The following is a 24,947-nucleotide window of genomic DNA, read 5'->3' on the forward strand; positions in this document are numbered from 1 at the left end:
AGGCTCAGGAGGCCGCTCGATGCCGGAGAACACGCAGGCGACCATGCCGGAGATCGAGGACGTACTGGCGTTGAGCCCGTTGCAGGAGGGGTTGTTCTCGCTGGCCAGGCTGGCCGGCGAGGGCGATCTGTACGCACTGCAGTTCGTGTACGAGATCGCCGGTCCCGTCGATGTGGCATTGCTGCGTCGCAGCGTCGCGGCCATCCTGCGGCGGCATCCGAATCTGCGCGCGTCGTTCTGGGACCGCGACCTGCCGCGGCCGGTGCAGATCGTCCCCGCCGCTGCCGAGTTGCCCTGGGCCGAACGCGAAGTCGACCCGGGCGACCTCGACGCCGTCATCACGGCCGAGACGCGGTCGCCGTTCGACCTGACCCGCGGCCCGCTGCTGCGCGTGCTGCTGCTGAGATTGCCGGACGGCACTCGGCGCCTGGTGCTGACCGCGCACCACATCCTGCTGGACGGCTGGTCGCTCGGCGTGTTCTTCCGGGAACTGTTCGCCCTGTACCAGGCGGGCGGCGCGGCGGAGGCGCTGCCCGACCCCCGACCCTACCGGGACTACATCGGCTGGCTGTCGGCCCGCGACAGCGATACCGCGTTGCGCTCCTGGCGCGAATACCTCGGCGATCTCGATCCGCTGATCCTCGCCGACCGTGGCGATCCGGCGGTCGACACGATCGTGCCCAGCATCGACACGGTCACCTTGGACGCGGCCGACACCAGCCGGTTGACGGCGTGGGCACGGTCGAACGGCCTGACGATGAACACCGTCGTGCAGTACGCCTGGGCCGTTGTCCTCGGCAGTTTGACCGACCGGCGTGACGTGGTCTTCGGCAGCACCGTCTCGGGGCGGCCCGACGAGTTGTCCGGGGTCGAGACCATGATCGGGCTGTTCATCAACACCGTCCCCGTCCGGGTGGCGGTCGGGGCCGAGAACGTGGTGCGGGACTGCAGGCGAATGCAACGCGAGTCGGCTCCGATGCGTGATCTCGCCTACGTCAGCCTGTCGGCGATCCAGCGGTCGGTAGGCTCCGGCACGCTGTTCGACACCCTGTTCGTGTTCGAGAACGCGCCGATGTCCGACATCCTGCGCCCCATCGACATGGCGGACGGCGTTCGGGTGCGGCCGATGACCTCGCAGAGTTTGACGCACTATCCGCTCGCGGTGACCTCGTTCCTGTACGAAGGGCAGCTGGTGGTGACGGTCGAGGCGGTGCAGGCGGCACTGCGCGGCCTGTCCGGACCCGGCATCGGGGCGCGGTTGCTCTCGGTGCTGCGGCAACTGCCCGCGATCGGCGAGCGGGGGCCCGACGCGCTCGATGTCCTGCTGCCGGGCGAGACCGCGCCGCCACCGGCGCCGATCGCCGCCGACGTGCGCGGTGTGACCGTGTGGGAGCTGTTCGCGCGCCAGGTCGCCGCCACGCCGGACGCGCTCGCCCTCAGCACCGAAAACGATCGCTACACCTATCGCGAACTCTTCGATGCCGCAGGGCGATTGGCGAGCGCGCTGGTCGCACACGGGGCCGGTCCGGAAGAGGTCGTCGCCTTGGCGCTGCCGCGTTCGGCGCAGTCGATCGTGGCGATTCTCGCCGTGCTGGCGACCGGTGCGGCGTATGTGCCCGTGGATGTCACGCTGCCCGCGGCCCGTATCGAATCGATCGTGCGCCGGTCCCGTCCGCGCTCGATCCTGGTCGACGGCTCGGGACTGTCCGCGCTCGACGAGATCGCCGAGCGCCCGGAAGTGCTGGTAGTGAACGGACTCTCCGACGGGCTTCCGGTGCTCGCGCCCGCGCCCGGCCACCCCGGCCAGGCCGCCTATCTGATCTTCACCTCCGGCTCCACCGGCGAACCGAAAGGCGTCGTCGGCACCCATGCCGCGCTGGCCGCGTACTTCGCCGACCACCGCGACCGGGTGTACCGGCCCGCGGTGGCGCGGCTCGGGCGGCCGTTGCGGATCGCGCACGCCTGGTCGCTCAGCTTCGACGCCTCCTGGCAGCCGCTGATCGGACTGCTCGACGGACATGCAATCCACCTGTTCGACGCCGAGGAGATGCGCGACGCGCGACGCCTGGTCGACGGCATCGTCCGGCACGGGCTGGACATGATCGACACGACCCCGTCGATGTTCACGCAGCTGGCAGCGGCCGGACTGGTCGAGGCGGGCGTCACGCCGCTGTCCGTGCTGGCGCTCGGCGGCGAGGCCATCGGTGTGCCGCTGTGGAAACGGTTGTGCGCCCTGCCCGGCACCGCCGTGCACAACTGCTACGGCCCCACCGAGACGACGGTGGAGGCGGTGGTCGCGGCGGTGCGCGATGGCGATGCCGAACCGGCTATCGGCGCGCCGGTCACCGGAATGACCGGCTACGTGCTGGATTCGCGGCTGCGCCAGGTGCCGATCGGCGTCGTGGGCGAGTTGTACCTCTCCGGCGCTCAGGTGGCGCGTGGTTACGTCGGTATGCCGGGAACCACCGTGGGCCGATTCGTCGCCGATCCACACCGTGCCGGTGAAAGGATGTATCGCACGGGCGATCTCGTGCGCCGCTTGCCCTCGGGCGATCTCGCCTACGTCGGCCGGGCGGACGATCAGGTGAAGATTCGCGGCTACCGGATCGAGATCGGCGATATCGAGACAGCTCTGCTCGCCTTGCCCGGGGTGCGGGCCGCGGCGGTCGTCGTGGTGCGCCGTACGGGTGGTCCGAGCCTGGCGGCGTTCGCGGTGGGCGACGGTCTCGACGCGGTGCGGCTGCGCGCCGCGCTGGCCGATCGGCTGCCCGGCTACATGGTGCCGAACCGGATCGTGGTCGTCGATCGGCTGCCGGTGACCAGCAACGGAAAACTCGATGCGAAACGGCTCGCGATGCTCGCCGAGGACCGGGCCGCCGGGCCGGGAGCGGAGACGGCGCGCACCGGCACCGAGCACCGTCTGTGCGCCGCGATCGCCGAACTGTCCGGCGGTCCGGTCCCGAGCATCGATGACGACCTGATCGGCCTCGGCATGGACAGCATCGTGGCGATCTCCCTGGTGAACCGGCTGCGGCGGGACGGCCTCTCGATCAGCCCGAAGGCGGTCCTCGGCGCCGCCACGATCCGGGAACTCGCCGCGCGGATCGACGCGGAAGCCGGTCGCGAACGCGCGACGAGTTCGGAGGGCTACGGGCCGGTCGGCCCGACCCCGATCGTGTCGTGGATGCACGAGTACGGGGGCTACCGCAGACTCACGCTCAGCAATCTGCTCGAGTTGCCCGACGGCGTCGACCAGGCCGGCCTGACGGCGGTGCTGCAGGCGTTGCTCGACGGACACGACATGCTGCGGGCCCGCTTCGTCACCACACCCGAGGGATACGACCTGCACACGCGCGGCCCGGGCAGCGTCCGAGCGCAGGACATCCTGTCCCGGGTCGAGGAAGGCGACGACTTCTACGCGACGCTGGCCGCACACGGCCGTGCGGCCACCGACGAGATCGACCCGTCCACCGGAGATCTGGTGCGCGCGGTGTGGTTCACCAGGTCCGGCGCTCCGGATGTGCTGCTGCTCACCATCCACCACCTGGCCGTCGACCCGGTCTCCTGGTACGTCATCTCCGCCGACCTCGCCGCGTACTGGGCCGAGGTGCTCGCGGGACGGACGCCTGTCCCGGCGGTCGAGCACACCGGCTACCGGCAGTGGGCCCGGCTGCTGCGCGAACGCGCGGGCGCCGAGGCGGTCACGGCTCAGCGCGCCTACTGGACGCGCCAGGTCACCGCGCCGGACCCGGTGCTGGGCGCGCGGCTGCCCGATCCCAGGGCCGACACCTGGGCTTCCTACCGGGTCCATCCCGTGCCCACCCCGGCCGAGACGAGCGCGGCCATCCTGAACAGTCTCGGCGGCGGCGCGGCGGGAGTCCGCGAGTTCCTGCTCGCCGCTTTGACGATGACGCTGGCGAGCTGGCGTCTGGAACGCGGTCAGGACCCCAGGGCGGGCGCGTATCTGGCGCTGGAAGGACACGGCAGAGAGGACGCGGTGCTCGGCGCCGACGTCGACAGCGCGCACACCGTGGGCTGGTTCACCAGCATCGTGCCCGCCCGGCTCGGAGCGGGCGCCGAGAGCGTGGATGTGGCCACCGCGCTGACCGATCCGGCACGGGCCGCCGCACTGCTCGAACACGTCGCGGCACACCTGGCCGAACAGCCGACCGGCGGCGTGGACTTCGGCGTGCTGCGTTACCTCACGCGAACCCCCGAACTGGTCGATGCGCCGCAGCCGCAGGTGCTCTTCGACTACCTGGGCCGGTTCGACCTGGCCGGTGCGGGACGGCCGTGGGCGCCGATCCCGGATCTGGCTTTGCACGAGTGCCTTCCGCTCGTGGCGGAGCCCGACTTCCCGCTGCGCTATGCGCTCGACGTCGTCTCGGCGGTGCGGACCACCACCGAGGGGCCGCAGCTGGTCACCATGCTCCGCTGGAGCGAGGCGGTGTTCACCGTCGCGGACGTCGACCGGCTCGCCGAGCTGTGGCACGACGCCGTCGTGGCCCTCGCGCGCGCGATCTCCGTGGTGACCGTCGGCGCCGACTGACCGCGATCGCCAGCCACTCAGCCCATCCGAACCCAGTCCGAAGGACCCACCATGTCAGACGAGATTCTCGAGCGGCGCAAGCGGCTGCTGCAGCAGCGACTGCGTGAACAGCAACTCGCGCCCGCGCCCGCGCGACCCGCGCGCGGCAGGCGCCCCGGCGATCCGGCTCCGCTCTCGTCCGCGCAGCAGCGGATGTGGTTCGTACAGACGGTCGCGCCGGAGGACACCACGCTCAACGTCTGCGTCGGCTACCGACTCGACGGTCCGTTGGACAGCGCACGGTTGCGCGCCGCCTTCGACACCGTCGTGGCGCGGCACGAGATCCTGCGCACCACCTATCACGTCGGCGCGCACGGCGAGCCGTATCAAACGGCACACGCCGAACTGGGGCCGGTGTGGCAGCAGCAGGATCTCACGGATCTCTCCGAGGAAGGCCGAGGCAGGCGACTCGAGGTTCTGGCGAGGCGGGAGTTCGCGCGTCCGTTCGACCTGACCTCCGAGTCGCCGCTGCGAGTGACGTTGGCGCGCACCGGTCCGGACGAACACGTGCTCGTGCTGACGATCCACCACATCGCTTGGGACGACGACTCCTGGTCGGTCTTCTTCGCCGAGCTCAATGCCGCCTACCGCGGTGACCCGCAGGCGGAGATCCGTGCGCAGTACGTGGACGTGTCGCTCGCCGAGCGGCCCGCCGAAGACGACGCCGACCTGGCGTACTGGCGCGAGCGGTTGACCCCGCTCCCGGAGCGGCTCGAGTTGCCCGGAACGCTCGCCGGTGGCGCGGCTACCCGCAACGCCGACAAGTGCGTGCTGCCCTTGCCCCAGGAACTGCTGGACCGGGTCACCGAGGTCGCGCGCGACCGTTCGGCCACCCCGTTCATGGTGCTGCTGGCCGCCTTCCAGGCGCTGGTCCAGCGGTACACCGCGGCGACCGACTTCCTCGTCGCGGTACCGGTGACCGACCGCCGCGGTAGCGACGCCGAGGCGCTGATCGGCTATTTCGGCAACACGCTGCTGTTGCGCGCCCGAATCCGTCCGGGGCGCAGCTTCGCCGAGCTGGTCGACGTGACGAGGGACGCCGCACGCGACGCGTTCGCGCATCAAGGGATCGGCGTCGAACGGGTCGTCCGCGAGGTGAGTTCGGACCGGATCGCGGGCAGTGACGGCCTGGCCCAGCTCGTGCAGCTGAGCTTCAGCGTGCGCGGCGGGGCGAACGGGTTCGATCTCGCCGGGGTCCGCTCCACCGAGCTGCCGTGGGGAAGCACGGTCGCGCAGGAGCCGCTGGGACTGATGGTCGTCCTCGACGACGCGGGCGCGCGCGTGGAGGCCACCTACCTCGTCGACGAGCTGGACCGGTCGGTGGTGGCGCAATTGCTACGCCACTACCTGGCATTGCTCACCGACGCGATGCGCGATCCACGGCAGCCGGTCCGCGCGATCGACATGCTCGGCGCCGCCGACCGAGCGGACATCGTCGCGGCATCGCACGGTCCGCTCGTCGACGCGCCCGCGACAACGCTGGTCGAGCTGGTGCAGCGGCAGGCCGCGGCGACCCCCGATCGCGTCGCGGTGGTATCCGACGAAGCCGAACTCACCTACGGCGAGCTGAACCGGCGGGCGAATCGCCTGGCGCACTGGCTGATCCGGCGCGGCGTCGGCGCCGAGCAGCTCGTCGCGCTGCGCATGGCGAACTCCATCGAATTCATCATCGCGAGCCTCGCGGTACTGAAGTCGGGCGGCGCGTACCTGCCGATCGATCCGGCCTATCCACCGGACCGCATCGACTATCTGCTGTCGGACGCGCGTCCGGCGCTGTCGTTCGACGCCGAAGCGATCGCGGCGGCGATGACCGAGGCGGTCGACGCGCCGGACACGAATCCCACGGACGCCGAACGCGAGTCGCCGCTGCGCCCGTCGAACATCGCCTACGTGATCTACACCTCGGGCTCCACCGGACAGCCCAAGGGCGTGCCCGTGCCGCACGACGCGATCGCCGATCACCTGGTGAACTTCGCCGCCGACTGGGACGCCAGCGTCCCGGAGCGGGTGTTGCAGGCCACCTCGGTGAGCTTCGACGCGTCGCTGGCCGACATCTTCCTGCCGCTGATCGCGGGCGCGAGCATCGTCGTCCCGAAACCGAACGCCTACCGCGATATTCCGTACGTCGCCGAGCTGATCGCTCGTCACGGGATCACCGTGCTGCACATGGTGCCCTCGCTGCTGGCCACTTTCCTCATGCTTCCCGAGGCGAACGACTGGCGGGCGTTGCGGCATGTGCCGGTCGGCGGCGAGGCGCTGCCCGGCGAGATCGCCGACCGGTTCGCCGCGCAATTCGACGCCGACCTGCGCAACCACTACGGGCCGACGGAAGCGGTGGTGTGCTCGACGTCCATGCCGGTCGACGGGCCGCAGGGCACCAGGATCGTGCCGATCGGATTCCCCAACCGCAACGTCTACGTCTACCTGCTCGACGACTCGCTGCGGCTGGTCCCGCCGGGCGTGATCGGCGAGATCTACTTGGGCGGACGCCAGCTCGCGCGCGGTTACCTGGATCGGCAAGCCCTGACCGCGGAGCGGTTCGTCGCCGACCCCTTCCTACCCGGCGGCAGGCTGTACCGCACCGGCGATCTCGCCCGGCGCACCGCCGAAGGCGAGATCGAATTCGTCGGCCGTGCCGACGAACAGGTGAAGGTGCGTGGCTTCCGCATCGAACTAGGTGAGGTGGAGGCGGCGGTGGCCGATCACCCCGGCGTCGCGCAGTGCGTCGCGATCGTCACCGAGCACGAGCGGCTCGGCCCGATCCTGGCCGCGTACCTGGTGCCCGCGCCGGGAAGCGAGATCGACCTCCAGCAGGTGCGCGCGACGGTCGCGGCGACGCTGCCCGAGCACATGGTCCCCGCGGCCTTCGCCGTGATCGATGAAGTGCCGTTGAGCGCCCACGGCAAGCTCGATCGCCGCGCGCTGCCGGAGCCGGTGCTGACTCGGACCCGCACGTATCGGGCGCCGGAAACGCCCACCGAGATCCGGCTCGCCGCGCTGTACGGCGAGCTGTTCGACACCGAGCGAGTTGGCGCCGACGACTCGTTCTTCGAACTCGGCGGCCACTCCCTGCTCGCGGCCCGGCTGGTCGCCCTGGTGCGCGACACGTTCGGGATCGATATCGACGTGCGCGCGGCGTTCGACACCCCGACGGTCGCCGGGCTCGCCGCGCATCTGGTCGCCCGGTACCACGATCGGTTCGGCGAGAACCTCGACGAGGTCGTTCCCACCGGCCTGCCCTCCGGTGACAACGCCGCGATGCCGACGAAACGACCGCGCCCCGAACGTATTCCGCTGTCGTACTCGCAGCGGGCGCTGTGGCTGCGGCGCAAGCTGGAAGGCCCGTTCGGGTGGGAGAACTTCCGGTTCGCCATCCGCTTCGACGGCGAACTCGACATCGCCTCGCTCACTGCGGCGCTCGGCGACGTCATCGCCCGTCACGAGTCGTTGCGCACCAGCTTCCCGGAACACGAGGGCACGCCGTACCAGCGGGTGGCCCCGGCGGGACCGGTCGAGTTGCCCCGCACCGCGCTCGACGGCGCTCGCCTGGACGAGGCGCTGGCGGCCGAGGCGAACCATGTGTTCGACCTGGCCGGGGAGTCGCTGCTCCGCTTGCGCCTGTTCGTCCTGGACGAGCGCACCCACGTGCTGTCGGTGCTGACCCATCACATGGTCACCGACCGGGAATCGTGCCGGGTCTTCCTCGAGGACCTCACCGTCGCCTACCGCGCGCGGGTGAGCGGCACGGCTCCGTCCTGGCCGGAACCGGCGCTGCACTTCGCCGACTTCGCGGTGTGGCAACGCGATACCTTCGACCACGCCCCCGGCCGCGACGATCTGAGCGAATACGGCAAAGCGCGACTCGACTACTGGCGCGCGGCCTTGGCGGGCCTGCCGGTGGAGATCGCGGTCGGCCACGACCGCCCGCGTCCCGCGCGGCTGGGCCATGCCGGTGTCAGCGCGACCCGGATCGTCGCGGCCGAGACGTGGCAGGCACTGCGATCGCTGGCGGAGACGACCGGCGCGACCGAGTTCATGCTGTGCCAGGCAGCGGCCGCGGTGCTGGTGCACACCCTCGGCGGCGGTGACGACGTGCCGATCGGCGCGACGGTCGCCAATCGGCCCTGGCGGTCGGTGGACCGGCTGATCGGCCTGTTCGCCGACATGATGGTGCTGCGCAACGATCTTTCGGGCGACCCGTCGCCGCGAACCGTGCTCCAGCGGGTGCGCGAATCGGCGCTCGGCGCTCTCGGCCACCAGGACGTACCGTTCGAGCGGATCGTGGAAACGCTCAACCCGCCCCGGGTACTCGGCCGCAATCCGCTGTTCCAGGTGATCATGCAGTTCGGGCACACCGCGCCGACCGTCGGCTTCACCGCCGAGACCACGCTGACCCCGCTCACGCCGCGGTACGACGCCGCGTTCATGGACTTCCACCTGGATTTCCTCGTGGAACCCGGTGGCGAGTTGCTGGTGCGGGTGGTGGTCAACTCGGAGCTGTACGACCCGGCCTCCGGTGAGGAATTCGCCGACACGCTGGTGCGGATCTTGACCGCGTTCGCCACGAAACCCGATACCGCGGTGCGGGAATCGAATCTCGCGCCGCAGGGCTGGGACACCGCGCGTACCGTTGTGCGCCACGCGGCGTCCGAGGCCACGGTCGGCGAGGCCGAGGCGGGCCCGCCGCAGACCGAGACCGAGCGCGCTCTGGCGGCGCTGTTGGAGGAACTGCTGGAAATCACCGACGTGGACCGCACGGACGGATTCTTCGCGCTCGGCGGAGACAGCGTCATCGCGATCCAGTGGGCCGCGCGAGCGGGCGAGGCGGGCCTGGCGCTCACCCCGCAGCTGATCTTCGAGCACTTCACGCTGCACGAACTGGCGGCGGCCGTCGACGCGGCCGCCGATCGGGCGGCGGGCGCGCCGGCGCCGGAGGAGCACCGGTACGAGCCGATGTCGGCCTCGGGCCTGTCCGGTGACGCGTTGGCCATGCTGCGCGAATCCTGGTCCGCGCAACGCTGATTCGGGTGAGCCGGTCACGGTCGCGCACCGCGACCGGCGCACTGCCATTGGACCTGGGGGCAGCGACGATTAGGGTTGCACCTCGATGGATTCGGTGTCTGTTTGGATCATGTTCCCGGTCATTCTGACTATCGCGGCGATCACGGTCGGCCGGTGGTTCCTGGTCGCGGACAGTGTCACCGATCGCATGATCAACCATGCGTGGGCGTGGAATCTGTGCGGTCTGGCGCTCTATGTCGCCGCCGCGGCGGCAGGGGCCGCGCAACTCGGGCAGCGACTGTTCCTGTGCTGCGGACTGATGACCACCGCCGTCGTCCTGGTGCTCGCGCAACTGGCGGCGGGTGCGGACCCCGAGGTCATGCTGCGACGGCAGAAGATCTACGCCGCCGTCGCCGCCGTGAGTTCGATTCTGACATTGATCTTTTCGCCCTTCGCCCGGAACGTGCTGCACGTCGGTTTGGACGAGATCGTGTGGACGTTGTCGGAGCTGCCCATGGTGGCCAGCGGATATCTGGTCGCACATGCCAGTCTCCGAGAGCTGCGCACCGCCGCGCGGATGACGAAGGAGAAGCTGACGTATTCGGCGCTGCTGTTCCTCGCGGTCTATTGGGCCGCGGCGGCAGTGGTCACCGTGGTCCGCGCGCTCTTCGGCGTCCCGCCGAGCCATCCGGGGAACGTGCTGGCGAACTCGTCCTTCTTCTGTGTATTGATCATCGCGACGCTCACGGCGATACCGCTTTTCACCGCCGTGCTGACGCGCGCGGGGCTGGACAAGACCGGTCGGCGCTGCCGCCGTCTGCGTCCGCTGTGGTGTGACCTGACCGCCGCCGTCCCAGAGGTCGTGTTGAGTCGGTCCGACGACGGAGACGGCGGCGCGGCGTCCCGGCTCTATCGGATGACGGTGGAGATCCAAGACGCGCTTTTGCATTTGAAGCCGTATATGCCGTCGCCCGCGCCGGGGCGGGAGGCCGCCGACGCGGGTCACGGCGTCGGCGATTACGCCCGTCAGATCGCCCACGCCATCCGGTCTCGAGCCGCCGGGCTGCGTCCGGTCGCACCGACCGCTCCGTTCGCCGCCGTGGCGACCGGTGGTCACGATCGTGCCAACGGCTTGCGGCAATTACTCGAATTGGCGCGGGAATGGCCGAAAGGACGGGCCGATGTAGGTTAGGCATACCTATTTAGGGTCGGCTAAGCTGTGCCCCAGCAGTCCAGACCGCCGGATCCGGCGGCAGACAAGGAGTGGCAGCGCGATGGAGTCGACACAGCGTCGGGCAGAAGGAACGGTGGACATCGGCCGGGAGGAGATCCGGTCCGCGGTGGCCGACCAACTGGGCCTCGCCGCCACGGAGATCGCCGATCACGACGACCTCATCCAACTGGGGCTGGACTCGATTCGCACCATGAAGCTCGCGGGCGGCTGGCGCAAACGCGGCGCCGACATCAACTTCGCTCAGCTGGCGGCCAGCCCTACGGTGGCTTCCTGGCACGGTCTGCTCGGCGCGAGTGCGGTCGGGCGGGCGGCAGGCCCGGTGACTGTCGTGCCGGTGGCGAGCGCGGACGACGAAGCGGCGCCCTTCCCCTTGGCCACCATGCAGCACGCGTACTGGATCGGCCGCTCCGACGAACAAGAGCTCGGCGGCGTCGCGGCGCACCTGTACATCGAATTCGACGGCGGCCGTATCGATCCGGAGCGGCTGGAGCGCGCGGTGGCCGATCTGGTCGCCACCCATCCCATGCTGCGCACCAGGTTCCTGCCGGATGGCACCCAGCAGACCATGACCGCCCCTGGTAGGCCGGTGTTCGAGGTCGTCGACCTGCGTGATCGGTCGCCCGAGGCGGCCGACGCCGCGCTCGCCGAGCTGCGTGACCGCAAGACCCACCAGCGTCTGGCCATCGAAGACGGTCAGGTCATCGATGTCACGCTCACCTTGCGCGACGCGGACCGCAGTCGACTGCACCTGGATGTCGACATGCTCGCGGGCGACGCCATGAGCTACCGGGTCCTGATCGCCGATCTGGCCGAGCTGTACCACGGGAGGGCCGTGCCGGTCCCCGGCTACACCTATCGCAGGCACCGCACCGAGCACCAGGGGGACGGCGCCGCTCGCGAGCGCGACCGGCAGTGGTGGCAGGAGCGGCTGCCGGAACTGCCGGGCGCGCCGGAACTTCCCACCGTGCCGGTGAGTGAGCGCACCGACCCGAATCGCACCGTGCGTTACGACCACTGGCTGGAGCCGGAAGCCAAACAGCGGTTGCTCGCCGCCGCACACGAGCGCGGCATCACTCCGGCCATGGCGCTGGCCGCGGTATTCGCCGAGACCATCGGCGGTTGGTCAGCGCAGAGCCGATTCCTGCTGAATGTGCCGCTGTTCCACCGGGATACGGTGCACCCCGACATCGATCGGGTGATCGGCGACTTCACGTCCTCGATCATGCTGGAGGTGGACGTCACCGACAGCATGTCGGTCACCGAGCGCGCCCGCACGTTACAGCGCGGCATGCACGAAAGCGGTGCGCATACCGCGTATTCCGGGCTCGAAGTGCTGCGGGATCTGGGTAGGCATCGCGGTGAACCCGTGCTGGCCCCGGTCGTCTACACCAGCGCGCTGAACTTGGGCGAGCTGTTCGCCGACACGGTCACCGAGACCTTCGGCGAGCCCGTGTGGATCATCTCGCAGGGCCCGCAGGTACTGCTCGACGCGCAGGTCACCGAGGTCCGCGGCGGGCTGCTGTTGAACTGGGACGTGCGCGCGTCGGCCTTCCCCGACGGCATGATCGACGCCATGTTCGCCTGGTACCGCGCGGCGATCGGGCGGCTCGGTGACGGGGCGGCAGGGTGGAACGCGGAGGCCGCCGTGCGGCTGCCGGTCGACCAGGCCGCGGTGCGCGCCGCGGTCAACGCCACCGACGGCCCGGTCAGCGGGCGGTCCCTGCACCAGGGGTTCTTCGACAACGCGGCGGCGAATCCCGAAGCGCCCGCCGTGGTCTGGGGCCTGGGCGACGGCCGAGGCGCCTGGAGCTACGGGGAGTTGGCCGCTCGCGCGCTGGCGGTGGCGGGGGCCTTGCGCGCCGAGGGCGTGGAGCCGGGCGACGCGGTCGCCGTCGCGTTGCCGAAGGGGCCGGACCAGGTCACCGCCGTGCTCGGTGTGCTCGCCGCCGGGGCGACCTACGTGCCCATCGGATTCGATCAGCCTGCAGGCCGCCGGGCGGAGATCCTCCGCACCGGCGGTGTCCACGCGGCGCTGACGGTCGAGGGCGCGGACCTGGGCGCACCGATCACGTGCCTGTCCATCGACGCGGCCAGTGCCTATCCGGAGCCGCTCGCGGCCCCCGTCTACCCGGACACCGGCGATATCGCCTACGTGCTGTTCACCTCCGGATCGACCGGCGTGCCCAAGGGTGTCGAGATCCCACACCGTGGCGCGATGAACACCATCGACGCGTTGAACGAGTGGTTCGGCGTCGGCGGCGCCGACCGCTCGCTGGGCCTGTCCGCCCTGGAATTCGACCTCTCGGTCTACGACATCTTCGGCTTGTTCGCGGTGGGCGGCGCGGTCGTGACCGTCGATCCGGAGCAGCGCGCCGACCCGTCCAGCTGGGTGGAACTGCTGCGCACACATCGGGTCTCGATTCTCAACTGCGTGCCGAGCATGCTGGACATGATCCTGGAGATCGGCGGTGATCAGCTGGGCGATTCGCTGCGCGCGGCCATCCTCGGCGGGGACTGGGTCGGTGCGGATCTCGCTCGCAGGCTGTCGGCGCAGGCGCCGGGTTGCCGATTCGCCGGACTCGGCGGCGCGACCGAGACCTCCATCCACACCACCATCTGCGAGGTGACGGGTGAACCGCCCGCGCACTGGGCGACCGTGCCGTTCGGCGTTCCGTTGCGCAACGTCCGATGCCGCGTCGTCTCTCCCGCGGGCCGCGACTGCCCGGACTGGGTGCCGGGCGAACTGTGGGTCGGCGGCGTCGGTGTCGCCGCCGGCTACCGCAACGACCCGGAGCGCACCGCGGAACGCTTCGTCGAACACGACGGCATCCGCTGGTACAAGACCGGCGATATGGCCAGGTACTGGCCCGACGGCACGATCGAATTCCTCGGCCGTGCCGACCACCAGGTCCAGATCCGCGGATACCGGGTCGAACTCGGCGAGGTCGAGGCCGCGTTGCGCACGGTGCCCGGCGTCCGGCACGCCGTCGCGGCGGTCGTCGGTGCGGGCGCACCCAAGCTGGTCGCCGCCGTCGCGGGTGACCTGGACGAGATCGGCGACATCGCTACGGCGCTCGCGGACCTGTTGCCCGGCTACATGATTCCCGTTCGGATCGAGCTCCTCGAGCAGATGCCGTTGACCGCCAATGGGAAATTGGACCGCCGCGCCGTGGTCGCCCTGCTCGAGCCAGGGGTGGGGGAGGACCGGGAGACCGCCCCACGCGACGACGTGGAGGCCGCGCTCGCCGACATCGTCGCGACCGTCCTCGGCATCGATGCGATCGGCGTGCACGACGACTTCTTCGGCCGCGGCGGCGATTCCGTGCTCGCCACGACCGTCATCGCCCGCGTGCGCGAGTGGTTGCAAGCCGAGCACGCGCTGGTCGCGGACCTGTTCGCCGCACGCACCGTCGCCCGGCTGGCCGAGTGCCTGCGGGAACGCGAGATTCGGCACGGCGCGGACGGCAGGCTGTCCGCGGTGGCCCGGCTCTACCTCGAGGTCGCCGCGATGACGGACGAGGAGATCCTCGCGCAGACGTGAAAGCGGTTGGCAGGCAGCGCGGTTGTCCACGACGCACCGATCGGTGAGCGCGCCCGGCGGTCTTCGGTCCGCAGGCGGACCTGTGGACTGTCCGCGCTCCTCTCCGGATCGACCCTGATGAGGGGCGTCGCCGCAGGCTCGCGTCGCCCCAGCGCGGACGCCGCTCCGAGCGCGCGGGCGCAGTCTGTCGCCGTGGACGCGGTCGAGTGGGTCATTCCCACACAGCCGATCGGGTCCCGCTGTGGACATGCGGCGGCGGGCAAGCAGCGCGTACCACCGCTTGCCGGGCCGAGTCGACTGACGCGGCGGCTATTTCGCCGCAGCGGCGAAGGCGGGTTCCAGCTTGTCGAGGATGTACGGCACCGAGAGCGCCGTCGGCGTGTTCACGGCGCTGATCTCCTGGGTGGTGAGGAACACGACCGAGCCCTTCTTGACCGCGGGCAGGTCGGCGTAGCCGGGTAGCTGCCGGAACTTCTCGTCCAAGCCGGGGGCGTAGCCGGCCAGCAAGAGATCGGCGGTCAATTCGTCGACCCGCTCCGGGGACAGGGCCAGCCTGCCCTGATTGGCGGGCAGGTCGGTGAGGTTCTTCGGAATGCCGAGACCCAATTGGGTGAAGACCTTCGACGATCCGTCGTCGGGGTCGGTCAACACCATGAGCTGTGCCGGACCGGCCAGCCAGGTACTGGCGAACGTCTTGCCCTTCAATCCGGGGTTCGCGGCGGCGATCGCGGCGACCTTGTCATCCACCTTCGCGATCACCTTGCTCGCCTCGTCCGGCTTGTGCAGCACCTTGCCGAGGGTGGTGATCTGGTCCTGCCAGGGCGCTACCGCCGCTTTGCTCAGGGCGGGCAACGTGGGCGCGACGCGAGAGAGTTCGTCGTAGGTCTTCTGGTCGGCGATGAACGGATCGACCAGGATCAGGTCCGGCTCCAGCGCGGCGACCTGTTCGGCGAGGTTCCCAGTGCTGGTGAGCGCCTTCGCCGATGCGAGGCTCCCCGGCTCCCACGGCGGGGTGCTCTTGGAGGCGATCGCGACATTGTCGAGGTATCCGACGGGCACCACGCCGAGCGCGAGCGTGGTGTCCAGCCACTGGTTGCCGAGGGCGACGATCTTGTTCGGGGTGCCTTCGACGGTCGTCTCGCCGCGGGCGTGGTGGATGGTCACCTGTTCGCCGCCGGACGCCGAGTCGTCCTCCGCCGATCCGCACGCGGCCAGGCCGAGGGCGAGGACTCCCGTCAGCACCGTCAGCGCCGCCCGCGACCAACGGCCGCGCGTCCGAACAGAGTTCATCTGCCGCACCTTCCTTCCAAGCAAGCTAGCCAAGGCTAACCTATGTAGCTCCCGGGTGGTATCGGTGCTCGGCGGATGCGGCTCCATTTGATGGTTACATCGGCTAACTATATAGTTTGCCGTGGTAACTATCTGGTGAGGGGCTGTCCGTGACGAATCCATCCATCGAAGTCGATCCGGGTGATGTCCGAACCATCCGGCGCCGGTTGCGCTACGACCGGGACCATCCGCGCTACAAGTGGATCGTTCTGACCAACACCACGCTGGGTGTCCTGCTCACGGCGATCAATTCCTCGATCGTGCTGATCTCGCTGCCCGCGATCTTCCGCGGCGTCGGGCTCAACCCACTCGAGGCGGGCAACGTCGGGTACCTGCTGTGGATGCTGATGGGTTACCTGCTCGCCACCGCCGTGCTGGTGGTGATGTTCGGGCGGCTCGGCGACATCTTCGGCCGGGTGCGGGTGTACAACCTGGGCTTCACCATCTTCGCGCTGTCGGCGGTCGCCTTGTCCTTCGATCCGTGGCACGGGGGCGCGGGCGCGTTGTGGATCATCGTCTGGCGCGTCGTCCAGGGTGTCGGCGGCGCGATGCTGACGGCCAACTCCTCGGCGATCCTCACCGATGCCTTCCCCGCGAGCCAGCGCGGCACCGCGCTCGGCATCAACATGGTCGCCGCGGTGGCCGGTTCGTTCTTCGGCCTGCTCATCGGCGGCGTGCTGTCGGAATGGGATTGGCGTGCGGTGTTCTGGGTCAGTGTCCCGATCGCCGTTCTCGGCGCGGTCTGGTCCTATCGTTCGCTGCACGAGGTCGGCATCCGGACCTCGGGCAAACTGGACTGGGCGGGCACCATCACCTTCGGTCTCGGACTCACGGCGCTGCTCACCGGCATCACCTACGGCATCCAGCCCTACGGCGGCCACGCGACCGGCTGGACGAGCCCGTGGGTGCTGGCCGCTGTACTCGGCGGCCTTCTCCTGCTGGTCGCGTTCTGCGTAGTGGAGACGAGGGTCCCCGATCCGATGTTCCACCTGGGCCTGTTCCGCCACCGCGCCTTCGGTCTCGGCAACTTCGCCAATCTGATGGTCTCGATCGGACGTGGCGGCATGCAGTTCATGCTCATCATCTGGCTACAGGGCATCTGGCTTCCGCTGCACGGGTACGACTTCGAGTCCACCCCGCTGTGGGCAGGCATCTACCTGCTGCCGTTGACCATCGGCTTCCTCGCCGCAGGCCCGATCTCGGGCTGGCTGTCCGATCGCTACGGGCCCCGGCTGTTCACCACCGGAGGCGCGTTGCTGACCGGCGCGACCTTCATCTTGCTGCTGCTCATCCCGGTGAACTTCGACTACTGGCTGTTCGCGTCGATCACCGTGCTCAACGGCATCGGCAGCGGGCTGTTCTTCTCGCCGAACACCGCCGCCATCATGTCCAGCGTTCCCGCCGCCCAGCGCGGCGCGGCCTCCGGGATGCGCGGCACCCTCTTCAACGGCGGCAACGCGCTGTCCATGGGAATCTTCTTCTCCCTGATGGTCCTCGGACTGGCGGCGAGCCTGCCATCGGCGCTGGACTCCGGTCTGCGCGCACAGGGCGTCTCCGCTGGAGCCGCCGCCGAACTCGCCGGCATGCCGCCGGTGGCGAGCATGTTCGCCGCGTTCCTCGGCTACAACCCGATCCAGGAGCTGCTCGGACCGTCGGGTGAACTCGACAAGCCAGGCGTCAACGCCGAAACCCTCACGGGCCAGGAGTTCTTCCCGAACCTGCTCACCGGCCCGTTCCACTCCGGATTGCTCGTGGTGTTCGTCTCGGCGGCGGTGATGATGCTCCTGGCGGCCGTGGCGTCGTGGTTCATCGGCGAGAAGTACGTCTACGACGAGGCCGCCGAACTCGCCGAAGCCGATCGGGTCACGCAGGACGCGTCCGCCGCGGTGCCCGTGCGCTGAAACACCGCGGCGGTTTCGCGCCCGGGCTGGCCCCACGCCGAGCGACGGCATACGGTCGATCGCGATGAACGCTGTTCCGACTCCAGTGGTGCTGTCGGTTGTCGTATTCGTCGCGCTCATGACCGCCGGGCGGTGGGTGCTCGTCGACGAGACGGCTACCGATCGGCTGATCAACCGCACGTTCAGCTGGAACCTGCTAGGTCTGCTGCTGTACGAGGTGACCGTCGCGGTGGGCCGTCCCGAGTTCGGGCCGCGCCTCTACCTCGGCTGCGGTCTCCTGGCGCTCGGCAGTTTCTACGGGCTGGCCAGGCTTGTCGACGGTGCCGACGCGGCAACCGTCCACCTGCGTCAGCGGCGATACGATGCGACGGCGGTCGCTGCCGTTGTTTCGCTGATCGTCGCCACACCGATCCTGCGGTGGGCCTGGCAGTTGGACTATGTCGAAATCGTATGGACGATGTCCGCGCTCCCTGGAGGTCTCTGTGGGCTGCTCTTCGCCCGCGCCTGCGTTCGCGAACTGCGCGCCAGAGGCGTTTCGATCAGAGAGAAGCTGACGTTCGCGGTACTGCTGGCGTTCGCGACCTATTGGCTGATCTCGATGACGATCATGGTAGGTCGCGCGCTCACCGGTACGCCTCCGAGCCAGCCGGGCAAGGTGTGGGCCGTCGCGGCGGTTCTCACGTTCTCCGCCGTCACCCTGTTGACCATGATCCCCCTGGTCACGGCGCTGCTGGCGCGAACGGGCTTGGATCGGACCGGCCGTGACTGCCGTAGGTTGCGGCCGCTGTGGCGAGATCTCACCGCCGTGGTGCCGGAAGTGGTTCTGGCGGAGGACGGTTCCGCGCCGAGGGAAGCCACGTCCCGGCTCTATCGGATGACCGTCGAGATCTGGGATGCGCTGCTACACCTGAGACCGTATGTACCCGCTTTGTCCGAGGCCGGCTCGCCCGCCGGTCGCGACGATGCGCGTCGCTCTGCCCTCCAGGTCGCGCTGGCCGTGCGAGCCAAACGCGACGGTGACACACCCACTCCCGGCTCGATGGCTGCGGGCACGGCGCATGGGGAGGCTCGCGATCGCGCGGCGGAGTTCCGGTTCCTGCTCGAATTGGCGCGTGTATGGCCGGAAGCCGTCGCGGCCGTGGGCTATCGGTCGGACACGGCGCGGTTTTCCACAATCGCGGCGGTGTCCCGATAGCCGGACGTGTCTCGGCGACACGGCGAACCGACGGACATGATCGTTCCGCCCGGGCCACTCGGCGCCCGGATTCGGCTCCTACCGTATGTATCCCGGTCGGTACGTCATGGATCGGTCGCTCGCGCGGCCCGACCGCCGGGTGCGGGCAAGGCCGGCGGTGATCAGACCCCGCGGTGCTCGCACACGCGATCCATGCGCGAGCACCGATGGGGCGGATCACCGTGCGGTGACGGGCTCCTGGCGGGTCTCGTTGCGCAGGCCGACGGACATGATGTCGGAGGGTTCGTCGAGTTCGATGCGGTGCCAGCGGTTGCGGGGGACGACGAACGCGGTGCCCGCGGTCAGGCGCACCATCGTCTCGTCGTCGCCCGCGTGCTCCGGTCGCAGGTAGAGACGCAACGCGCCGGTCAGGCAGCACACCGCTTCGTCGCTGCCGGGATGGACTTCCCAGTGGTCGGCGTGCACGTCGGCATCGGATTCGACGTGGAACGTCGCGAGCTGCCAGTCGCCGTCGCCGGTGCTCATCCGTCGTTCACCGGCTGCTACGTGGCCGTCATGGCCGAAATGGATGGCGCGGTGGAACAAGTCGATCGGGGCCTGATTCATGATGCTTCCTCTCGTCGGATTGGATGAGACTTTCCGGGCCGATCAAGGGCGGTGCCGGAACGAAGTGGGGGAGTGGATCGCCGTGCGCGGCATGGATTCCGGCATCGGATCCATGCCGCACCAATGCGGATCGGCAGCAACGAGGTCCGGTGGTAGCGGCTCGGTGCGCGGTCAGTGCAGAGCACTCGGCGCAATCCGACCCGTCCGGGCTCTCGGGGCGGTTGCGCTGTCTTATGGTCGCGCGGCGGAAAATTCCTCGGATAGTTCGGCTTTAAGTCGAACCACGTCTGCTCTGTGCGTGGAAATCGTGCGGTGCGTCCTCGGCAGCACAGTCGCGGCGACGACGCTCGCAACGGCGAAAAGTCCCGCCGCGCAGCACAGCGCGAGGGCGTAACCGTCGTTCAGCGCCGCGGGCGCGACGCTGTCTCCGGTGCGCGCCGCCGCGACCGTGGCGAGTGCGGCCACCCCGACACATCCACCCAGCTGCCGCGCGCTGTTGAAGGCCCCGGAAGCCATTCCCGCTTCGTGGGGCGCGACGCCCATGTTCGCGGCGGCGGCCACGGGAGCCAGGCATAGTCCGAGGCCGAAGCCGCCCAGCAGCGAGGGTCCTAGAACATCGGCGAGGAAACTGCCGTCGGCGCTGATGAAAGCGAACCAGCCGATACCCGCAGTGGTGAGCACCCCGCCGATGACGAGTGCCGCTTTCGGGGACCGGCGGCCACCCACGCGAGTGGCGACCACCGTGCCGACGATGACACTGAGCGAGAACGGCACGAAAGCCGCACCCGCCGCGCCCGCGCTCATGCCCAGGACCTGCTGCTGGTACAGCGACAGCAGATAGAACGCGCTGAATTGGCCCGCCGCGGCCAAGAATACGAACACATTCGCTCCGGCCACCCAGCGGTTGCCGAAGAGTCCGAGCCGAACCAACGGTGTCGACGTACGCGCCTCGACCGCGAGAAACGCCGCGAGCAGCATCGCACCGGCCCCGAGTGTGAGGGCTGTGGCGGCGGAGAACCAACCGTGGTGTTCGGTCCGCACCACACCGACCACCAGCAAACCTATTCCGCCGGTGGCCAGGACGGCGCCCGGCACATCGACCCGCGCTCGCCCGCTCACTCGATCGGCCGCCACACCGGCCACCGCCGCGACCGATGCGATCACCACGATCGGGACGTTGACGAGCATCACCCAGCGCCAGTTGGCGTACTCGGTCAGCAATCCGCCCACCAGCACGCCGATCGCGCCGCCCGCCGCGTTCACCGCGCTCCACACGCCGAGCGCTCGCACCCGGGCGGGACCTTCCGGAAATGTCGTGGTCAACGTGGCCAAGGCGGCGGGCGCCACGGCCGCCGCCGCGAGTCCCTGGACGGCCCGCGCGGCGACGAGTTGCCATGGCTGCTGCGCGAATCCGCCCACCAGCGAGGCGAGGCCGAACATCACGAGCCCGCCGGTGAACAACCTGCGCCGCCCGAACAGGTCGCACGCCTTTCCGCCCAACAGCAGGAACCCGCCGAAAGTCAGCGCGTAGACGTGCACCACCCAGGCCAGATCGACCGGCGCGAAGCCCAGATCGGCGCGGATGGCCGGCAGCGCCACGTTCACCACCGCCATGTCCAACGCGACCATGAACTGCGCGACGGCCACCGCCGTCAGAGCGACGCCGGGCCGCCCGCGAGAGTTTTTATACATGTATAGAAAGTAACCGCGCGAGTCGCCCCGTGTCCACACCCGGTTCTGCGGATGGGCGAAGATGGACGGATGCCGAGTTCGTCGTCGCAGCCACAACGCACCGGCCGACCTGCGCGTATCTCCCGAGCGGAGATTCTCGCGGCGGCCAATTCGGTGATCGAGGCCGAGGGCGTGGCGAAGCTGACCATGCGCCGCCTCGCCGCCGAACTCGGCTGCACGCCGATGGCGCTCTACCACCACGTCCGGGACAAGGAAGACCTGCTGCGCCTACTGCTCAACGAGTACGCCGACCAGGTGGCGTGGCCGGACCTGCCGGAGGAGCCGCGCGAGCGCGTCCGCGTCGCGGCGCGCGCCATGCACGACGTGCTCGCCGCACGGCCGTGGATCGTCGAAATCCTCACCGCCGACGACCTTTTGGGAGTTTCGGCGCTCTGGGTCAGCGAATCCATCGTCGACGGATTCGTCGCGGGAGGTCTACCGCTGGACCGGGCCGCCCAGGCGTACCGCGTCATCTGGCATTACACGGCGGGCGACCTCATCGTGCGCGCCCGATCCGCCCGCAGGGCCGCGGAGGACCGCCCCACCTTCCGCGCACAAGTCTTCGCCGACCTCGACGCCGACAGCTTCCCCCGCTTGGCCGCTCTCGGTTCCGACTACCTGTCCCTGGCCGCTCAGGACACCTACGATCTGGGCCTCGGCGCGCTCATCGACGGTCTGCTCCGGTCCGCATAGCGATCGAGCCCGCCGCGACGGGCAGGCTCGAACCTCGCTTCGCTCAGAATGTCACCCGCTGATCGGGCGGCATGTACAACTTGTCGCCTTCTTTCAGCTCGAAAGCCCTGTAGAACTCGTCGAGATTGCGCACGACCTGATTGCAGCGGAATTCGTTGGGGGAATGGGTGTCGATGCTGAGATAGCGGACGGTGAGTTCCTTCGTCTGCTTCTCACGCCAGCTGCGGGCCCAGGACAGGAACATGGTGCGGTAGTCGGGATTGTCGATCCCGCGGCGCTTCTCGGCGATGCGGAAGGCGGCCAGCGTGATCTGCAGTCCGCGCAGATCGGCGAGGTTCTCGCCCAAGGTGAGTTCGCCGTTGACGTGCTGGCTCGGCTCCAGCCCCTCAGGGACGAGCGCGTTGTATTGGTCGACCAGTTGTTTGGCCTTGGCGTCGAACGCGGCGCGATCCTCTGGCGTCCACCAGTCGCGGCGGTTGCCGTCGCCGTCGTACTTGGAGCCCTGGTCGTCGAAGCCGTGGCCGATCTCGTGCCCGATGGTGGACCCGACCGCGCCGAAATTGACCGCGGGCAGAGCGTCCTTGTCGAAGAAGGGCGGCTGAAGGTAAGCGGCCGGGAAGACGATCTGGTTGGACGTCGCGGAGTAGTAGGCGTTCACCGTTTGCGGCGACATCCCCCATTCGGTCTTGTCGACGGGCGTGCCCAGGCGCGCGAACGTCCGCTTGACCTCGAACTCGTTGATGGCGAGCAACGACTCGATCAGCTTGCCCTTGGTGATCTTCAGCTTCGAGTAGTCGACCCACTTGTCCGGATAACCGATCTTGGGATCGATTTTGTCCAGCTTCGCCAGCGATGCCGCCCTGGTGGCAGGTGACATCCACGTCGAATTCGTGAAGTTCTCCCGGTAGGCCGCGATCACGTCGGCGAGCATCTCCTTGGCGCGATCCTTGGCTTCCGGCGGAAAATGCTTGGCCACATAGAGTTTCCCGAGCTGCTCGCCGAGCTTGTCGTCGACGATGCTCACGCCGTACTTCCAGCGTTCCGGGCGCTCGTCCTGTCCGTTGAGAATCCGGCCCTTGAAGTCGAAATTCGCGTCGTTGACGGCCTTCGGCAGATAGGGCGCGAACTCCCGCAACACGGCCAACTTCAAGTAGTCCCGCCACGTGGCGATGTCCACGTCGGTCCACAGCTGACCCGCTGCCGTGATGAAGGACGGCTGGTTGACCACGATCGTCGCGAACAACTCGCGTGGGCGGTCGGTGTTGCCCGCCAGCCACGGATCCCAGTCGAAGCCCGGGGCGAGCGCGGTCATATCGGTCCAGCTGTAGACGTTGTAGGTCGCGTCGGTGTCGCGGTTGCGTACGTTGTCCCAGTGCGCGGGGGCGATGCGCTTCTCCAGATCGAACACGCGCTGAGCGACACCGGCCGGGTCGGCCCAACCCGCGCCCGCGGCGACGCGCTCGAGGAAGGTGCGGTACTGCCCGAGCACCTCGGCGTATTCGGGCTTCCGGTAGTACTGCTCCCCGAGCCCGAGTCCGGACTGGCCGACCGAGGGGATGTAGGCGTTGGAATTCTTCCGGTCGACGCCGATGCCGAGCCCGATCAGCCCGCCGATCGGCAACTCGGCCATCACCTTGGCCAGCTCCGGCTTGGTGGCGGCGCCATCGATCTTGGCGAACAGCGGCGCCAGCGGCGTCATGCCGAGCCGCTCGATCTCGTCCCAGTCCACCCTGGCGTCGTAGAGATCCCTGATCTGCTGTTCTTCCGAGCCGGGCTTCGGGTCGTGGATACCGTCGATGATCTCGCGCAACTGCTGCTCGGTGCGCTCGCCCGCCTCGCTGCCCGAGCCGTAGCTGACCTTGTCCGGCGGCAGCTGGTACTCCCGCAGCCATTTCCCGTTGACGTGCCGGTACAGGTCGTCCTGCGGCCGTATCGTCTCGTCCGCTCCGCTGAGATCGACGCCGGTCAGCGTCCTGCTCGCGGGTTCGGTGTCGTCCGAACAGGCGACCAGCGCGGCGGCGGCCGGGACGGCTCCGAGGGCGATCAGGAAGGCACGACGATCCAGCTTCGCTGGCCGACCGGTAGATGTCACGAGAATCCTCTCCCCGACGCGGCGGTGCCGCTGGTGTACGAAGGCAGCCTTGCAGGACACGAGGCTACCGGCGCGGCGCCGGTCCGGCCCGGATTGGGGACGAGCGTCGTCGTGCGGGCCGGCGACCACCCCCGATTTGGGAACGACCTGCGGATTCCCATACACTAGACCGGTTGCCTGCGGGAGCTGTGCCCGCAATCCGGCAGTGAACCCCCAGTGGTTGGTTCCGCGTTTCTGGCTCGAACCGAGAAAACCGCTGGCAGGCGCGCGTCCGGAGGGCGACCGACCATGCCCGTCGGGTCGGCAATCCGGCGTGCACATACGTCCAGGTCAAGGAGGACGCTGAAGTGATTCAGCAGGAGTCGCGACTGCGCGTCGCCGACAACACGGGCGCGAAGGAGATCCTTTGCATCCGCGTTCTCGGCGGTTCGTCGCGTCGCTATGCCGGTATCGGCGACATCATCGTCGCTACCGTGAAGGACGCCATCCCCGGCGGCAACGTGAAGCGGGGTGACGTCGTCAAGGCCGTCGTCGTGCGCACCACCAAGGAGCGCCGTCGTCCGGACGGTTCCTACATCAAGTTCGACGAGAACGCGGCCGTGCTCATCAAGGCGGACAACGACCCGCGCGGCACCCGCATCTTCGGCCCGGTGGGCCGCGAGCTGCGCGACAAGAAGTTCATGAAGATCGTCTCGCTGGCCCCGGAGGTGCTCTGACATGAAGGTGCACAAGGGCGACACCGTGCTCGTCATCTCGGGCAAGGACAAGGGTGCCAAGGGCAAGGTCATCCAGGCCTACCCGAAGGAGAACCGGGTTCTCGTCGAGGGCGTGAACCGCATCAAGAAGCACGTCGCGAACTCCGCCAACCAGCGCGGCGCCTCCTCGGGCGGCATCGTGACCCAGGAAGCCCCCATCCACGTCTCCAACGTGATGGTCGTCGACTCCGACGGCAAGCCGGCCCGCGTCGGCTACCGGACCGACGAGGAGAGCGGCAAGCGGGTCCGGATCTCCCGTAAGAACGGGAAGGACATCTGAC

General features: G+C 69.1%; 13 protein-coding genes. 9 read left to right on the plus strand and 4 right to left on the minus strand.

Annotated elements, in window-relative coordinates; translation table 11 throughout:
- Window positions 1-19: 19 nt before the first annotated feature.
- From ABZW96_RS18495 to ABZW96_RS18510, 4 genes are all read left to right on the plus strand, one after another.
- Complete coding sequence (locus ABZW96_RS18495) at window positions 20-4,549, plus strand: amino acid adenylation domain-containing protein (RefSeq protein ID WP_355076075.1); 4,530 nt, start codon at window positions 20-22, stop codon at window positions 4,547-4,549.
- Window positions 4,550-4,600: 51 nt separating this feature from the next.
- A complete protein-coding gene (locus ABZW96_RS18500) occupies window positions 4,601-9,610 on the plus strand; it encodes an amino acid adenylation domain-containing protein (RefSeq protein WP_355076077.1) in 5,010 nt (1,669 codons plus the stop codon).
- Between the two features lie 94 nt (window positions 9,611-9,704).
- Window positions 9,705-10,781 carry an MAB_1171c family putative transporter gene (locus ABZW96_RS18505; protein WP_355076079.1) on the plus strand — a complete coding sequence of 359 codons (1,077 nt, stop codon included), beginning with the start codon at window positions 9,705-9,707 and terminating at the stop codon, window positions 10,779-10,781.
- Between the two features lie 82 nt (window positions 10,782-10,863).
- Complete coding sequence (locus tag ABZW96_RS18510; RefSeq protein ID WP_355076081.1) at window positions 10,864-14,364, plus strand: amino acid adenylation domain-containing protein; 3,501 nt, start codon at window positions 10,864-10,866, stop codon at window positions 14,362-14,364.
- 309 nt (window positions 14,365-14,673) lie between these two features.
- Here ABZW96_RS18510 and ABZW96_RS18515 read toward each other — a convergent pair whose 3' ends face one another.
- Complete coding sequence (locus ABZW96_RS18515; protein ID WP_355076083.1) at window positions 14,674-15,654, minus strand: ABC transporter substrate-binding protein; 981 nt, start codon at window positions 15,652-15,654, stop codon at window positions 14,674-14,676.
- A 149-nt stretch (window positions 15,655-15,803) separates the two neighbouring features.
- Between ABZW96_RS18515 and ABZW96_RS18520 the strand changes: the two genes are divergently transcribed.
- Together ABZW96_RS18520 and ABZW96_RS18525 are read left to right on the plus strand one after the other, a co-directional pair.
- Window positions 15,804-17,594, plus strand: coding sequence for an MFS transporter (locus ABZW96_RS18520; protein WP_355076085.1), 1,791 nt, complete (start codon window positions 15,804-15,806; stop codon window positions 17,592-17,594).
- Window positions 17,595-17,658: 64 nt separating this feature from the next.
- Window positions 17,659-18,789: an MAB_1171c family putative transporter gene (locus ABZW96_RS18525; RefSeq protein WP_355076087.1), complete on the plus strand. Its 1,131-nt coding sequence runs from the start codon at window positions 17,659-17,661 to the stop codon at window positions 18,787-18,789.
- A gap of 216 nt (window positions 18,790-19,005) precedes the next feature.
- On the opposite strand, the gene ABZW96_RS18530 is transcribed toward ABZW96_RS18525, so the two are convergent.
- Both ABZW96_RS18530 and ABZW96_RS18535 read right to left on the minus strand, forming a co-directional pair.
- Window positions 19,006-19,395: a cupin domain-containing protein gene (locus tag ABZW96_RS18530; RefSeq protein WP_355076089.1), complete on the minus strand. Its 390-nt coding sequence runs from the start codon at window positions 19,393-19,395 to the stop codon at window positions 19,006-19,008.
- A 231-nt stretch (window positions 19,396-19,626) separates the two neighbouring features.
- Complete coding sequence (locus tag ABZW96_RS18535) at window positions 19,627-21,087, minus strand: MFS transporter (RefSeq protein ID WP_355076091.1); 1,461 nt, start codon at window positions 21,085-21,087, stop codon at window positions 19,627-19,629.
- Between the two features lie 69 nt (window positions 21,088-21,156).
- On the opposite strand from ABZW96_RS18535, the gene ABZW96_RS18540 reads away from it, so the two are divergent.
- Window positions 21,157-21,819: a TetR/AcrR family transcriptional regulator gene (locus ABZW96_RS18540; RefSeq protein WP_355076093.1), complete on the plus strand. Its 663-nt coding sequence runs from the start codon at window positions 21,157-21,159 to the stop codon at window positions 21,817-21,819.
- A 43-nt stretch (window positions 21,820-21,862) separates the two neighbouring features.
- Here ABZW96_RS18540 and ABZW96_RS18545 read toward each other — a convergent pair whose 3' ends face one another.
- Complete coding sequence (locus ABZW96_RS18545; protein ID WP_355076095.1) at window positions 21,863-23,911, minus strand: M13 family metallopeptidase; 2,049 nt, start codon at window positions 23,909-23,911, stop codon at window positions 21,863-21,865.
- A gap of 347 nt (window positions 23,912-24,258) precedes the next feature.
- On the opposite strand from ABZW96_RS18545, the gene rplN reads away from it, so the two are divergent.
- Complete coding sequence (gene rplN / locus ABZW96_RS18550) at window positions 24,259-24,627, plus strand: 50S ribosomal protein L14 (protein ID WP_039795505.1); 369 nt, start codon at window positions 24,259-24,261, stop codon at window positions 24,625-24,627.
- A gap of 1 nt (window position 24,628) precedes the next feature.
- Window positions 24,629-24,946 carry a 50S ribosomal protein L24 gene (rplX, locus tag ABZW96_RS18555; RefSeq protein WP_039795507.1) on the plus strand — a complete coding sequence of 106 codons (318 nt, stop codon included), beginning with the start codon at window positions 24,629-24,631 and terminating at the stop codon, window positions 24,944-24,946.
- Window position 24,947 lies beyond the last annotated feature (1 nt).

It is taken from the genome of Nocardia sp. NPDC004168 (genome assembly GCF_040610355.1).
In the GTDB taxonomy this organism is placed as follows: domain Bacteria; phylum Actinomycetota; class Actinomycetes; order Mycobacteriales; family Mycobacteriaceae; genus Nocardia; species Nocardia sichangensis.